Annotated in this window: 14 protein-coding genes; 7 read left to right on the forward strand and 7 right to left on the reverse strand. The window is 57.1% G+C overall.

Annotated elements, in window-relative coordinates; all coding sequences use genetic code 11:
- The 7 genes from ftsW to ftsZ all read left to right on the forward strand — a co-directional run bounded on the left by ftsW (position 1) and on the right by ftsZ (position 8,086).
- Positions 1–1,113, forward strand: a complete 1,113-nt coding sequence (gene ftsW, locus HUV30_RS06410; protein ID WP_174404575.1) for a putative lipid II flippase FtsW — start codon at positions 1–3, stop codon at positions 1,111–1,113.
- Between the two features lie 3 nt (positions 1,114–1,116).
- Positions 1,117–2,244: an undecaprenyldiphospho-muramoylpentapeptide beta-N-acetylglucosaminyltransferase gene (gene murG, locus HUV30_RS06415; protein WP_174404576.1), complete on the forward strand. Its 1,128-nt coding sequence runs from the start codon at positions 1,117–1,119 to the stop codon at positions 2,242–2,244.
- A 7-nt stretch (positions 2,245–2,251) separates the two neighbouring features.
- On the forward strand, positions 2,252–3,613 hold the full coding sequence (gene murC / locus HUV30_RS06420; RefSeq protein ID WP_174404577.1) for a UDP-N-acetylmuramate--L-alanine ligase: 1,362 nt from the start codon (positions 2,252–2,254) through the stop codon (positions 3,611–3,613).
- A gap of 4 nt (positions 3,614–3,617) precedes the next feature.
- A complete protein-coding gene (gene murB, locus HUV30_RS06425) occupies positions 3,618–4,520 on the forward strand; it encodes a UDP-N-acetylmuramate dehydrogenase (protein WP_174404578.1) in 903 nt (300 codons plus the stop codon).
- A complete protein-coding gene (locus HUV30_RS06430) occupies positions 4,520–5,365 on the forward strand; it encodes a cell division protein FtsQ/DivIB (RefSeq protein ID WP_269890838.1) in 846 nt (281 codons plus the stop codon). The genes murB and HUV30_RS06430 overlap by 1 nt, the downstream gene beginning before the upstream one ends.
- A gap of 21 nt (positions 5,366–5,386) precedes the next feature.
- Positions 5,387–6,613 (forward strand): cell division protein FtsA, encoded by a 1,227-nt coding sequence (gene ftsA / locus HUV30_RS06435; RefSeq protein WP_174404580.1) that lies wholly within the window; start codon positions 5,387–5,389, stop codon positions 6,611–6,613.
- Positions 6,614–6,697: 84 nt separating this feature from the next.
- A complete protein-coding gene (ftsZ, locus tag HUV30_RS06440; RefSeq protein WP_174404581.1) occupies positions 6,698–8,086 on the forward strand; it encodes a cell division protein FtsZ in 1,389 nt (462 codons plus the stop codon).
- A 519-nt stretch (positions 8,087–8,605) separates the two neighbouring features.
- Here ftsZ and HUV30_RS06445 read toward each other — a convergent pair.
- From HUV30_RS06445 to HUV30_RS06475, 7 genes are all read right to left on the reverse strand, one after another.
- On the reverse strand, positions 8,606–9,043 hold the full coding sequence (locus tag HUV30_RS06445; protein WP_174404582.1) for a PaaI family thioesterase: 438 nt from the start codon (positions 9,041–9,043) through the stop codon (positions 8,606–8,608).
- Between the two features lie 100 nt (positions 9,044–9,143).
- Positions 9,144–10,163 (reverse strand): type I glyceraldehyde-3-phosphate dehydrogenase, encoded by a 1,020-nt coding sequence (gene gap, locus HUV30_RS06450; RefSeq protein ID WP_174404583.1) that lies wholly within the window; start codon positions 10,161–10,163, stop codon positions 9,144–9,146.
- Positions 10,164–10,218: 55 nt separating this feature from the next.
- On the reverse strand, positions 10,219–10,779 hold the full coding sequence (locus HUV30_RS06455) for a GAF domain-containing protein (RefSeq protein WP_174404584.1): 561 nt from the start codon (positions 10,777–10,779) through the stop codon (positions 10,219–10,221).
- Positions 10,780–11,032: 253 nt separating this feature from the next.
- A complete protein-coding gene (gene frr / locus HUV30_RS06460) occupies positions 11,033–11,587 on the reverse strand; it encodes a ribosome recycling factor (protein WP_174404585.1) in 555 nt (184 codons plus the stop codon).
- Positions 11,588–11,591: 4 nt separating this feature from the next.
- Positions 11,592–12,308, reverse strand: a complete 717-nt coding sequence (gene pyrH / locus HUV30_RS06465) for a UMP kinase (RefSeq protein WP_174404586.1) — start codon at positions 12,306–12,308, stop codon at positions 11,592–11,594.
- 69 nt (positions 12,309–12,377) lie between these two features.
- Positions 12,378–13,148 (reverse strand): glycosyltransferase family 2 protein, encoded by a 771-nt coding sequence (locus tag HUV30_RS06470; RefSeq protein WP_174404587.1) that lies wholly within the window; start codon positions 13,146–13,148, stop codon positions 12,378–12,380.
- Positions 13,148–14,314 carry a DegT/DnrJ/EryC1/StrS family aminotransferase gene (locus HUV30_RS06475; protein WP_174404588.1) on the reverse strand — a complete coding sequence of 389 codons (1,167 nt, stop codon included), beginning with the start codon at positions 14,312–14,314 and terminating at the stop codon, positions 13,148–13,150. Before HUV30_RS06475 ends, HUV30_RS06470 begins: the two co-directional genes overlap by 1 nt.
- Between the last annotated feature and the right edge of the window lie 32 nt (positions 14,315–14,346).

The following is a 14,346-nucleotide window of genomic DNA, read 5'->3' on the forward strand; positions in this document are numbered from 1 at the left end:
ATGTCCCCTTTGAAGAAGACCGCATGGAACATGGACTGGGTACTGCTCGCCTCGGCGGTGTGCCTTGTCGCCTTCGGCCTGACCATGGTGCTGAGCGCCAGCGGTATCATGGCCGAGAAGTTCTATGCGGATAAGTACTTCTTCTTCAAACGCCAGTTGCTGTTCGCAGGGCTTGGCGGGCTGGGCATGGTGGCGCTTGCCTCCATGCCGCGCAAGCTTCTCTATCAGCTGCAGTATCCGGCGCTCGGCATAGCGCTTGTGCTGGTCATTCTTACGCTGACTCCGGTGGGCACCAATATCAACGGTGCCAGTCGATGGATATCGTTTGGATTTTTTGCCGTGCAGCCCATGGAATTCGCCAAGATCGCCCTGGTGCTGTATCTGGCCTATTTCTTCAGCGCCAAGCAGGAGCTGGTAAAGACCTTCTCCAAGGGGGTCATACCTCCCTTTGCCGTAACCGGCCTTTTCTGCCTGCTGTTGCTCAAGCAGCCGGACTTCGGCGCTGCCGCAATGATGGCCATGTTGTTGTTCTTCATGTGTCTTGTAGGCGGAACGCGCCTTATCTATCTGGTCGCTTCCGCAGTACTGGCAGGCGGAGCAGGGTGGCTGCTCATCATGCGTTCCAGCTACCGCTCGCGCCGCATGCTCGCCTTTCTCGACCCGTTCAAGGATGCGCAGGATACAGGCTATCAGCTCGTGCAGTCGCTCTTTGCCATGGGTTCCGGCGGTATAGCAGGGCAGGGACTCGGCGCAAGCAAGCAGAAGCTTTTCTTCCTGCCCGAACCGCACAACGACTTCATCATGGCGGTGGTAGGCGAAGAACTGGGCTTTGTGGGTGTATCCCTGTTTTTCATTATCATGGGCGTGTTCCTGTGGCGCGCCTACAGAGTGGCCTACAAGCAGGAAGACCTGCGTGACCGCCTCACCGCGTTCGGGCTGGCGCTCATTCTCACGCTCGGTGCCGTGTTCAATCTTGCCGTGGTCATGGGGGCCGCACCGCCCAAGGGTGTTGCCATGCCATTCATGAGCTACGGCGGCAGTAGCCTTCTGGCCACTTTCGCCTGTGTGGGCCTGCTGCTCAATTTTTCAAGAACGTCTGAAGGGACGGCGTAGGATATGCAACGCGTGATATTCACCACCGGAGGAACCGGTGGACACATCTTCCCGGCGCTGGCCGTGGCAGAGGAACTTCGGAAGCGGTTTCCCGAGGCCGAATTCCTGTTCATAGGCGGCGAGTACGGGCCGGAGCGCGACATTGTCACGCGGGCCGGAATCGAATTCGTGGGCCTGCCCGTGCGCGGAGTGCTCGGCCGCGGTGTGCGCGCCGTGGGTGCCGTGTTCGGCCTTGCTGCTGCAACGGTGCGTGCCATGGGCATTATCGGCAGGTTCAACCCCGATGCCGTTATCGGCTTCGGCGGGTATGCCGCCTTTGCCGCATGCATGGCCGCCAAGCTGCGTGAAAAGCCGGTGGCAGTGCACGAGCAGAACAGTGTTCCCGGCCTTGCCAACAAGCTCATCGCCAAGGTGGCCGACCGCGTGTTCATTTCCATGCCTGATCCGGCGGAAAATTTTCTGCCCCGCAAAACAGTGCTGACGGGCAACCCCGTCCGCGCTGATATCAGGGCGCTGCGTGATCATTCCATGAACACGACGGGTGCGCGCCGTCTTCTCGTGGTGGGGGGCAGCCTTGGTGCCCGTGCCGTGAATACGGCGGTTATCGCCATGCTGCCTGCACTGCGTGATGCCGGTGTAACCGTGCAGCACCAGACAGGGCAGGCCGATTTCGAACGGGTTCGCACTGCCTATGCGGAAGCGGGCATGCAGGATTGCATTGTCTCCCCGTTCATCGACGATATGGCAGCAGCCTATGCGCAGGCCGACCTTGTGCTGTGCCGTGCCGGAGCCACCACCGTGGCGGAGCTGACCGTGGCGGGCAAGCCTGCCGTGTTCATTCCCTTTCCGCATGCCACGCACAACCATCAGGTGCACAACGCCCGCTACCTTGAGCGGCAGGGCGCGGCTCTGGTGGTTGAAGAGCGCCAGCTGGCCGAAGGTGCATCCGATTACGTGGAAATTTCAACTCTGGTTACCGAACTGATCTGCGATGCATCCCGCCTGAAAACCATGGCGGGCGCTTCCCGCAGACAGGGATGGCCCGAAGCCGCTTCCAACGTGGCAAGCGGGCTGCTCGATATAACGCGCAAGGCGCCTCTGGCGTCTCTGGTGCATGAATACAAGAAGTAGGTGCGAGATGATCAAGGTTCGCAAGATTCACATGGTGGGTATCGGTGGGGCAGGCATGAGCGGCATAGCCGAAGTTCTGCTCAACCTCGGCTATGAAGTGGCCGGCTCCGATATATCCGACGGCCCCGTGGTGCGTCGCCTGAAGAATCTGGGTGCTGAAATCTACATCGGCCACGGTGCCGACAATGTGACAGATGCTCAGGTACTTGTGCGTTCCTCAGCCGTGAAGGACGACAACCCCGAGGTCATTGCCGCACGTGAGAAGAAGATTCCCATCATCCCCCGTGCCGAAATGCTTGCCGAACTGATGCGCCTGCGTACCGGTCTGGCGATAGCGGGGACGCACGGCAAGACGACCACCACATCGCTCACCGCCGCCATTTTCGATGCCGCGCAGACCGACCCCACCGTCATTATCGGCGGTCGCCTCAATGCATACGGCACCAATGCCCGTCTGGGCGAAGGGCAATTCCTGATCGCGGAAGCGGATGAATCCGACGGTTCCTTCCTCTGTCTGCTGCCCATCATGACCGTGGTGACCAACGTGGACCGCGACCACATGGACTTTTATGCCGACCAGCAGGCTATTGACGATGCCTTTGTGCAGTTCATGAACAACGTTCCCTTCTATGGTTCCAACGTTGTGTGCGGCGATGATCCCGGTGTCCGCAGGCTGCTGCCCAGAGTGAAGCGCCCTGTCATCACCTACGGCTTCGGACGCGAGAACGAAGTCAGAGCCGAGGTGCTTTCCTGCGCAGAGACAAGCCGTTTCCGCGTTGTCGTGAAGGGACGTGACATCGGTGAGGTGAATCTTTCCCAGCCCGGTCGTCACAACATCCTGAACGCACTGGGTGCCATTGGTGTGTCGCTTGAGTCAGGAATTTCCGAAGCTGCCTGCCTTGAAGGCCTTTCCGGATTTACCGGTGTGGGCCGCCGCTTCGAACGCAAGGGTGAGCGCAACGGTGTGCTGGTGGTGGATGATTACGGCCACCATCCTGCCGAAGTTGCCGCTACCATCGGCACCGCAAAGCAGTGTTTCCCCAACCGCAGACTTGTGGTTGCTTTCCAGCCGCACCGGTTCAGCCGCACACAGGCGCTGTTCGGTGAATTCTGCAAGGCCTTTGAAGGCGTGGACAAGCTTCTGCTTACCGAAATTTATCCTGCATCTGAAGCGCCCATTCCCGGAGTGAGCGGTCAGAGTCTGGCACAGGGCATCCGGCAGGTTTCCAATACTGATGTTCTGTATTGTCAGGATTTTCAGGCGGTATCTGATGCACTTCCGGACGTGCTGCAGCCAGGCGATCTCTTCATAACGCTTGGCGCAGGCAACATCTGGACTGTTGGCCAGAAGTATCTGGACGGAGAATAACAGTATGTCGCTGGCTCTTCTGCAAGGTCCCAGTCTCAGGGAACGCACCACACTCCGGCTTGGCGGTACCGCCATGGCAGAAGTGGTCATCGGTTGCGCCCGTGACTGTGATGCCTTGCCGCAGACATTGCAACGCCTTGGCGGTACGCCTCTGGTGCTTGGCTATGGCAGCAATATTCTGGCCAGTGACGGAGAATTGCCCTTTGTCGTGGTCAATCCTGCAGTCATGGATGCCCCGAAGGTTGTCGGTGAAGACGCATCCGGCGTGCTTGTACGCGTGGGAGCAGGATTCAGACTGCCGCGATTGCTCGGCTGGCTGTGTTCGTCAGGTCTGACGGGACTGGAAGGGCTGGCAGGAATTCCCGGAACCGTTGGTGGTGCCGTGGCAATGAATGCGGGGTCCTACGGGTGTGAAACCGGTTCGCGACTGGTGAGTGCGACGGTTTTTGATGTCGCGAATGGTGTGCGGACTCTTATGCGTGATGCACTGCATTTCGCGTACAGACATTTTTCAGTGAAAGAGACTGATGATGTATCTGCTTCCCTTTCTCCCGTTATCATTCTGGACGCAACATTCCGTCTTGAAGTCGGATCGAGGGACTGTATTCACACTGTAATGCAGACAAACTACGCAAAGAAAAAAGCAACGCAACCAGTTACAGCCTATAGTGCCGGTTGTGTATTCAAAAATCCTACGCAAGAAGCAAGCGCAGGAAAGATTTTAGACAGTCTTGGATTTAAGGGAAAAAGATATGGTGGCATGGCATTTTCTGAAATGCATGCTAATTTTCTCATCAACACAGGTGATGGGACAAGTGAAGAAGCAAAGTATCTTTTATCAAATGCGCAGGAAAAAGTAAAGAAAGAAACGGGATATTCCCTTGAACTGGAAGTAAGAATCATCTGATGGCCAGGGTTGCTGCAATCAAAAAAAAGCGTGCGCCGATAAGTATCTCCGGCAACACGTACACAAGGTCAAAAACCAGGAAGCCCAGTAATAGAAAGTTTCCTAATTTGTGGCCTTGGGTGCTTACACTGTTTACTTCTTTCCTGTTTATTGTTATTCTCAGTGTCGCATTGCTCTATTTATACCGTTTCTTCACAGTTAGTGAATACTTTGCCGTGAAGGATGTACAGGTGGCGGGAAATGTTCGCCTCGGAAGCGCTGAAATTCAAAAGCTTGCCGAGATAAGCCCCGGAATGAACAGTCTGGCTGTACGCATGGGGGCGGTGGAAGCCCGCCTGCTCGACAATCCCTGGATCGCGGGTGTGTCGGTGAAGCGTGAACTGCCCGGCAGCTTCTACATAACGGTGCGCGAACGGGTACCCCGCTACTGGGGAAGGCGTGATGACAAGGTGGTGTATCTCGACAGTCGCGGAGACATTATCTGCGAGGTGGAGCCCGCCAAGTTCACATCGCTGCCTTTCCTCTCGGTAGATCCGGGAATGGAGCCCTGGTTCGGGTTGCTGCCCGACATGGTGGGGTCGCTGGAAACGGCAAGTCTGCCATTGGATGTGAATAACGCCGCATGGGTTCGGCTCAGCAGAAGTGGGGGGATGGAGCTGTTTCTGGAGAATGCGGACATGACCCTTGGCATAGGGGTCGAGGACTGGACCACAAACCTGAACCGGCTGGCTCTTGTTTTGGGGGATTTGAGCAGGAGGGGCGAACTGAAGTATGTTCGGTCGGTAAAGGTGGATGGTGACAGTGTTTGGGTTGAGGCGGCACGTTCTCCTGCCGCAGATAGATAATGAATTTCGGAGGTATGCAGTATGGGCAAGTCTGATCTGATAGTGGGACTCGATATCGGGACCACGAAAATCTGCGCCGTGGTGGGCGAGCCCACTCCTGACGGTGTGGACATCGTCGGCATCGGCACTGCTCCCTCCACGGGTCTGCGCAAGGGTGTTGTCGTCAACATCGAGCAGACCGTGCAGTCCATCAAGAAGGCGCTTGAAGAAGCTGAACTCATGGCAGGCTGCGAGATCCGCTCCGTCTATGCCGGAATTGCGGGCAGTCATATCAAGGGCTTCAACAGCCACGGCGTTATTGCGGTCAAGGGCGGCGAAGTCGGCCCCAAAGATGTGGAGCGCGTGCTGGATGCGGCCAAGGCTGTGGCCATTCCGCTCGACCGGGAGGTCATCCACATCCTTCCGCAGGAATACATTGTGGACGACCAGCGCGGCATTGCCGATCCGCTCGGCATGGCCGGTGTACGTCTCGAAGTGAAGGTGCATATAGTCACCGGCGCGGTGACAAGCGCCCAGAACATCGTGCGTTCCTGCCATCGCAGCGGTCTTGATGTTTCCGATATCGTGCTTGAGGCGCTGGCTTCTTCCAAAGCCGTGCTGACGGAAGAAGAGCGCGAAATAGGCGTTGCTCTGGTGGACCTTGGCGGCGGCACGACGGATATCGCCGTCTTCGCCAACGACTCCATCAAGCACACAGGGGTGCTGGCTCTTGGCGGGCAGAACCTGACCAACGATATCGCCTTCGGCCTGCGCACCCCCATGGTAAGCGCCGAAAAGATAAAGACCCGGTATGGCTGCGCACTTGCCGAACTTGTGCGCGGCGATGAAACCATAGAGGTCTCCAGCGTGGGCGACCGTGAGCCCCGCAAGCTTTCCCGTCAGGTACTGGCGGAAATATGTGAACCGCGCATGGAAGAGATTCTGTCCCTCGTGGATCAGGAACTCGTCCGTTCCGGATACAAGAACCTTATCGGTGCAGGCGTGGTGCTCACTGGCGGCACGGCGCTTATTGACGGATGCCAGGAACTTGGTGAACAAATCTTCAACTTGCCCACGCGGATTGGCTATCCGCGCAATGTGGGCGGCCTGAAGGATGTAGTGAACAGCCCCAAGTACGCCACCGCGGTTGGTCTCCTGCGGTATGGCGCGGAAAAGGAAGGCTTGGAGCTGAAATTCCGCATTCGCGACGGCAATGTCTTCAACCGGGTCCTGTCCCGGATGAAGAAGTGGTTCTCGGATGTGTCCTAGGCGTTTCCGAGAACTGATTCCTGTATGGTCTACACGTTTAAGGTCTACATTGTTGAACTGAGTATCGGTTAAAGGAGAGGCGAAATGGAATTCATGGAAATTGAAAACGACAGCATGGCGAAAATAAAAGTCATAGGTGTCGGTGGTGGTGGCGGGAATGCCGTCAACAACATGATCAGCTCGGTACTGCGCGGCGTTACCTTTATCACGGCAAACACCGACGTGCAGGCTCTCAACAACTCGCAGGCTGAATACAAGATTCAGCTGGGTGACAAGCTCACCAAGGGCCTTGGCGCAGGCGCCAACCCCGCAGTCGGCCGCGATGCCGCTCTGGAATCCATCGAGCAGATCCGTGCCGCCATCGGCGAAGCAGACATGGTCTTTGTTACCGCAGGCATGGGCGGCGGCACCGGCACCGGTGCAGCACCCGTTATCGCACAGGTAGCCAAGGAAATGGGCGCGCTCACCGTTGGCGTTGTGACCAAGCCTTTCTTCTTCGAAGGCAAGAAGCGTCTTGAAGCAGCCGAAGCCGGTATTGAAGAGTTCCGTCAGCACGTGGACTCCCTCATCACCATCCCCAACGACCGACTGCTGTCTCTGGCCGCCAAAAAAGCCACCTTCGTGGAAATGCTGAAGAAGGCCGACGAAATTCTGTATTTTGCAGTGAAGGGCATCTCTGACCTCATCATGGTTCCCGGTCTCATCAACCTTGACTTCGCGGACGTGAAGGCAGTGATGGGCGAATCCGGTCTCGCCATGATGGGTGCAGGCAGCGCCACCGGCGAAGCCCGCGCCCGCGAGGCAGCCATGAAGGCCATTACCAGCCCGCTTCTGGAAGATGTATCCATCGACGGCGCACGCGGTGTTCTCATGAACATCACCTGCTCCTCCGATCTGACCATCGAAGAGGTTTCCGAGGCCGCAGGCGCCATTCAGGAAGCCGCCCATGAAGAGGCACGCATCTTCTTCGGTACCGTTTTCGATGACAACATCGGCGACGAAATGCGCATTACCGTTATTGCCACCGGCATCGACACTTCCCGTGCAGAAACGCAGGGCAGCGGCAGCCGGACCATGGTTTCCGGCGGCGGAAGCAAGGTGACTCCCATGCGCAACAGCGCGCCCAAGGCAGCACCCGCTCCGCGTGCGCAGCAGATTCAGCCTCAGGTTGCCACACGTCCTGCCCAGCCCGCAGCTCAGCCCATGGGGCATAGCATGGGCCATTCCGCAGGACAGGCCATGGCTCCTCAGGCCCGTCGTGCGCAGGAAGTGATCACCCGTCCTGCACCCGCGCGCGGACTTGGCAATTTCAGTGAAGAAGATCGCAATATCCCCGCATATCTGCGTCGTCAGGGACAGGTTGCCCAGACTGCACAGCAGGCAGCCAATGTACATAATCCCGGCGAAGACGACTTCGTATTCGATGAGGATGAGTTCGAGATTCCGTCTTTCATCCGCAAACAGGCGGATTAGGCAGGGAATTTGAAGCACAGCGTCTGCCCGTCGGATTATACTCCGGCAGCGGGCGCATAGAAGGTGTGGTTTGCCGCTGCGGTCTTCTGTTGACGAAGCCGTGGCCTAGCCGCCCTTTGCAGACTGTTGTTCTCCGGCAGTGGGTATTGTCCGTGCCGGTGGATACACGATGCCGCGTGATAGGGCTACGCCATAGCCCTTCTGTTCCGGGGGGAACACGACGCGGCAGCACACAATAGGTAGACCCTGTGACCAGGTTTGGAACTACGCCTCTCCTTCCCTGCTCACAGTTTTTTAAAAGGCCGCTCCACAGGGGGGCGGCCTTTTATCATTGGTAATGTGGAATATCGGGTCTGCAGGCGGCGGGTATGTCCTGATGGGTGAGTGTATGATTGGACGGCTGAAGATGATCTGCTGCGAACCGCCCTCAAAACGGATCAGAGTAAGCAGCTACCCGGATGTTAGCCGTTGTGAGCTTGGCGCGAGCCGTATGGGATCAGACTGCTTTCAGGCTGCAGGTCAGCTCGGTGCTCCGACACGCTTGACGTAATAGACGGCACGGCCTTCGGCAATCTGCGTATCGGGCATGGAGGCGGAGGTCACGCGTATGTGCACGTTGGCAATGCGGTTGCCGAGCATGCGCACATCGCCTTCCGCCACAAGATCTTCAAAAGGGGCAGGGCGCTGGTAATCCACACGCATGTCTATGGTGGCCGTCTTGTCCTCGGGGCCAAAGTGGGTCCACAGGGCAACAGCACCGCAAATGTCCACCAGCAGGGCGGTTATGCCCCCGTGCAACACGCCGCGCATTTCGTTCCCGTTAAAATCCTCCCGGTAGGGGAGGCACACCTTGGCATACCCGGGGCGAACATCGAGCACCTTCACGCCGAGAAAACGGTGGAAGGGAATCTTCTCTTCAACGAAACTGATGAGATCTTTGTGGACTGTGCTGTTCATGGGTTGGGATGTATACGTATTTGCAGGAAGATGGAAGAGGGCGGCAACGCAAAAGGGAGGCACATGGCCTCCCTTTGTATTGTAATCATATGGCCGCAGGCTACATGCCCTTGGCAGCCATCATGGCGATCAGGTCGCCCACGCGGCAGGAATAGCCCCACTCGTTGTCGTACCACGAATAGATTTTGGCCATGTTGCCGGACTGCATCATGGTGAAGTCCGCTTCCACGATGGAGGAACGCGGATCTCCGATGAAGTCGGAAGATACCAGCGGCTCTTCCGAGTACCCCAGAATACCCTTCAGCGGGCCTTCTGCTGCGGCTTTGAGCACGGCGCGAAGGTCTTCAGTGGTCGTGTCCTTTTCAAGCTCGCAGACGAAGTCAACGAGCGAAACCGTGGGGGTGGGAACGCGGACGGAGTAGCCCGAGAACTTGCCCTTCATTTCAGGAATGACCAGGGCAACGGCTTTCGCTGCGCCTGTTGAGGTGGGAATCATGTTGCAGGCGGCTGCCCGTGCGCGACGCAGGTCGGAGTGGGGCAGGTCGAGAATGCGCTGGTCGTTGGTGTATGAGTGGATGGTGGTCATCACACCCTTTCTGATGCCGTACGTTTCGTGCACTACCTTCACGACAGGGGCAAGGCAGTTCGTGGTGCACGATGCGTTGGAAATGATGTGGTGCTTGGCAGGGTCATATGCCTTGTCGTTAACACCCATGACGATGGTGATGTCTTCTTCCTTGGCGGGGGCAGAGATGATGACCTTCTTGGCACCGGCTTCAATATGCATGGCCGCCTTGGGGCCGGTGCGGAAGATACCCGTGGATTCCACCACCACGTCCACCTTTTCGGCACCCCACGGAATGAGGCGCGGGTCGCGCTCGGCAAAGTTCTTCACCTTGAAGTCGTCGCCCACAATAATCATGTCGCCGTCCACGCTCACCTTGGGCTCAAAGGGGCCGTAGCTGGTGTCGTGCGCCAGCAGATGCGCGTTGGTCTTGATATCGAAAAGGTCGTTCACGGCCACCACTTCAATGGTGTCCCGATGATATTTCCATATGGATCTGAGAACCTGGCGACCAATGCGGCCAAAGCCGTTGATGCCTACACGTACTTTACTCATGCTATCCTCCGCTCGCGATATGTCGCGTTAGTGGTAATGTTCAGGTGCGTCAGGGTTAGTCTTCAAACACCTGATATACGTAGGCGTTGGCCAGGTCGCTGGCACGCTTGAGAGTCGCATACATACGCGCATTTTCCAGTGCTATGCCGCACAGGTTGGCGATGCAGCTCAGAAATTCCAGTTCGTCTTCGGTGAACTTGCGGGTTTCGCCGGAATAGACGCGCAGCACGCCGATAACCTTGTTGCCGTGTGCGATAAGCGGCACAACCACGAGGGAGACAAGGCCTTCTTCAGAAGCCTGCTCCGGATACTGGAAACGTGTATCGTTTCGTACATCTTCAATATAGATAGCCTTGCCGGCCAGCACTTCCTGATCCAGCTTGCTCTTGCTCACTTCTACGGGACCTTTCTGGGCGTAGCGGTCGCTGAGGCCATAATATGCATCGGGCTTGAGCACTGTTCCGGTTCTGTTCAGCAGGCGGATAAAGCAGCCTCTGGCCCCCATTGTACGGGTGACCTGTTCGACTATTTGCCCGAGCACTACCTTGGGTTCAAGGGAGGAGTTCACGACCTTGGCGATTTTGTAGATTGTTTTATACAACGCCTTCGATTCCATGTTGATACCTGCCTTTTATGGGTTTTCCGCAAGGCTCGCTGGTTGCCGCGCTGGCGGCTGGCGGAGCGGTAAATGGCTAAATTACCTTTGCTCATAGCATAGTTGCATAGGCATTGGTAGTACAGAGATGCGGTCCTTCAAGAATATCAACGATACAACAGGTAGCCGGATAAGGTGTGATATCAATCTTCTATATAGAAAAAGGCCGGTCCACGAGGACCGGCCTTCACTCTTCAACAAAAACAGGAAAGGGCTAGATAGCCATGATTTCGGCTTCTTTGGCAGTTCCGCGCTCATCGGCCTTGGCCACGTAAGCGTCGGTGAGCTTCTGCACCTCGTCCTGACCCTGGCGGGATTCGTCCTCGGTTACGTCTTTGCTCTTTTCCAGCTTCTTGATCTGTTCATTGGCATCGCGACGTACGTTGCGGACAGCAACCTTGGCTTCTTCAACATACTTCTTGGCGACCTTCACGAGTTCCTTACGGCGTTCCTCGGTCAGCATCGGGATGTTGATGCGGATGACGCGGCCGTCGTTCATGGGGTTGAGACCCAGATCGGAATTGATGATGGCCTTTTCAATCAGCCCGAAGGCGGCCTTATCCCACGGCTGTATGGTAATGCTGCGGCTGTCGGGAATGGAAACGGACGACATCTGCTTTATGGGCGTGGGTGTGCCGTAGTAGTCCACGATGATGTTGTCCACGAGCGAGGTGGATGCGCGGCCGGTGCGCAGCTTTCCGAAATCACGTTCAAGCGACGTGATGGCCTTCTCCATTCTTTCTTCGGCGTCGAGCAGGATCTCATCCATGGGGTTACTCTCCTTGTACGATGGTGCCGACATTCTCGCCAAGCATCATGCGCTTGATGTCACCCTTGTGGAGGTTGCAGACGAGAATCGGAACATTGTTTTCCATGCACAGCGTAATGGCGGTGGAGTCCATGACGCCGAGCTTCTTTTGCAATACGTCGATGTAGCTGAGCTGCTTGAACATCACTGCATCAGAGTGCTTTACGGGGTCCTTGTCGTATACCCCGTCCACCTTGGTTGCCTTGATAATGGCATCGCACTTGAGTTCCATGCCGCGCAGCGCAGCAGCGGTATCAGTGGTGAAGTAGGGGTTGCCGGTTCCGGCGGCACATATGACTATGCGCCCCTTTTCCAGATGGCGCTCGGCGCGGCGGCGAATGTAGGGCTCGCACACTTCCTGCATGGTGATGGCGGAAAGAACGCGGGTGGGATGCCCGAGCTTTTCCAGCTGGTCCTGCACGGCAAGGGCGTTGAGCACCGTTGCCATCATCCCCATGTAGTCCGCTGAGGAGCGGTCCATGCCCTTGGCGGAAGAGGACAATCCGCGGAAGATGTTGCCGCCGCCGATGACCAGGGCAACTTCTATACCCATATCAGCCACTTCAGCGATTTCTCGACATATCTTTGAAACAGTTGCAGGGTCAATACCGAATTTTTCATCACCAGCCAAAGCCTCGCCGCTGAGCTTCAGCAGCACGCGCTTGAAACGCAAATCGCTCATGTCCGACCTCTGGGGTTGTCGTTACTAAACCTATTCAAAAAATATGGCGGACTTGCCGCCATAAATACATTATTGATCGCTGTAGGGCTTGCCCCACATGCCTTCGTCAATTCGAACGTATTTGAGGAAGGCGTAAAACGAGCCGTGCGCGGCATTGATGAAACCGGCACGGCCATCCAGCATTCCCAACTGAAAGAAATACAGTTTCGCAAAACGCATCATGCCATGACCTATGCCGCGCAGCACTCCGCCTTTTCTGCCCTTGCGCCGCAGATCATCCGCACCCTGCTGGGCATAGGAATTGATCTTGTCCAGATGCTGGGCAAAGCTCTCGTAAGGGTAGTGTATGATGTCGGCCTTGATCACGTCCGTGTCACCCTTGGGGCGGAAGGAGTAGTGCGCACCGCTTACCTCTACCTGCATCCTGGTTGTGCGGAACACGCGCAGCAACCGGTCCGGATACCAGCCGGAATGCTTCATGAACCTGTCATAATACCAGTTGCGACGGTGCACGTAGAATCCGGCAAGCGAAGCCGGAGCAGCGGGCAGCGCCGCAAGGACGCGTTCACGCAGATCATCGGTGCAAATCTCATCCTGATCAAGGCTCACAACCCATTCTGTGTCAATCTGGGCGAGGGCGAACTGGAACTGGGGGCCGGGGCCTTCCCATTTGCGCTGAACAACGGTTGCTCCGGCCGCTTCGGCAATGGCGACGGTGCGGTCGGTGGAAAAGGAATCCACAACCAGTACCTTGTCGCAAAACGCCAGAGAGACAAGGCATTTGTCCAGCAGACGCTCACCGTTGTAGGTGAGCACCAGTCCGGTCACCGCAGGTTTCACTAGGACACTCCGGAGCAGGCGTTACAGATGGAGCGCACGGCTTCGATCACGTCGTCCACATCCTTGTCGGACAGTTTGGCCGAAAGGGGCAGGCTGACGGTTTCGCGGCCGTAGCTGGTGGCATGGGGAGTGTCTTCAGGCATCCAGCCGAACCGCTTCTGATAGTAAGGGTGCTCGGGAATGGCGAGATAGTGCACACCCACGCCGATATTGTGCTTGCGCATGGCTTCCAGCATCTGGTCGCGCTCAACGCTGCAGCAGTCCTTGTTCACGCGGATGGTGAACAGGTGGTAGGCGTGCACGGTGTCGGCTTCAGGCGCTGCGGGCAGGCCGAGTCCGAGATCGGCAAAGGCCTCCATGTAGCGGTTCCACACGGCTTCGCGGCGCTTCCAGTATGTATCCACGCGGGGCAGCTGGTGCAGCCCGAGCGCAGCCTGCAGATCCATCATGTTGTATTTGAAGCCGTGGTCCACAACCTGATAGTGCTTGTAGCCCGAATCAGAGAAGCGTGCCCACGCATCGGCGCTCATGCCGTGCAGGGCCATGATCTTGCAGCGGTCGATGGCGGCCTTGTCATTGGAAATGAGCATGCCGCCTTCGCCGGTGACGATGTTCTTGGTGGCATAGAAGCTGAAGCAGCCTATGTGGCCGATGGTGCCTGCCTGACGCCCCTTGTAGGTGGTCTCAATGGCATGGGCGCAGTCTTCAATGACCACAAGATTGTGCTTGGCGGCAAGGGCCATGATGGGGTCCATGTCGCAGCATCGTCCGGCATAGTGCACCACCATGATGGCGCGTGTGCGCGGAGAAATTTTGGCTTCAATGGCGGCGGGGTCTATGTTGAGCGTCAGCGGGTCAACATCGGCGAGCACGGGAGTGCCACCTGCGTGGATGATGGAGTTCACCGAGGCACAGAACGTCATGGCCGTGGTGATGACCTCATCACCGGGTTCCAGCTCAAGGGTAAGGCAGGAAAGGTGCAGGGCGGCGGTGGCGGAGTTAACCGCAGCCGCACAGGAAACGCCTTTGTACGCGGCAAAATCTTTTTCGAACTGATGCACTTTGGGACCGGTGCCGATCCACGCCTTTTTCAGGCTGTCCACCACTTCATCAATTTCGTCCTGCTCGATCAGCGGCTGTCCGAAGACCAGAAAGGAATCGCGCATGTATGTAAACTCCGCTTGCTGTGCGTGTGTAA

The organism is Desulfovibrio subterraneus (genome assembly GCF_013340285.1).
Taxonomy (GTDB): Bacteria; Desulfobacterota; Desulfovibrionia; order Desulfovibrionales; family Desulfovibrionaceae; genus Halodesulfovibrio; species Halodesulfovibrio subterraneus.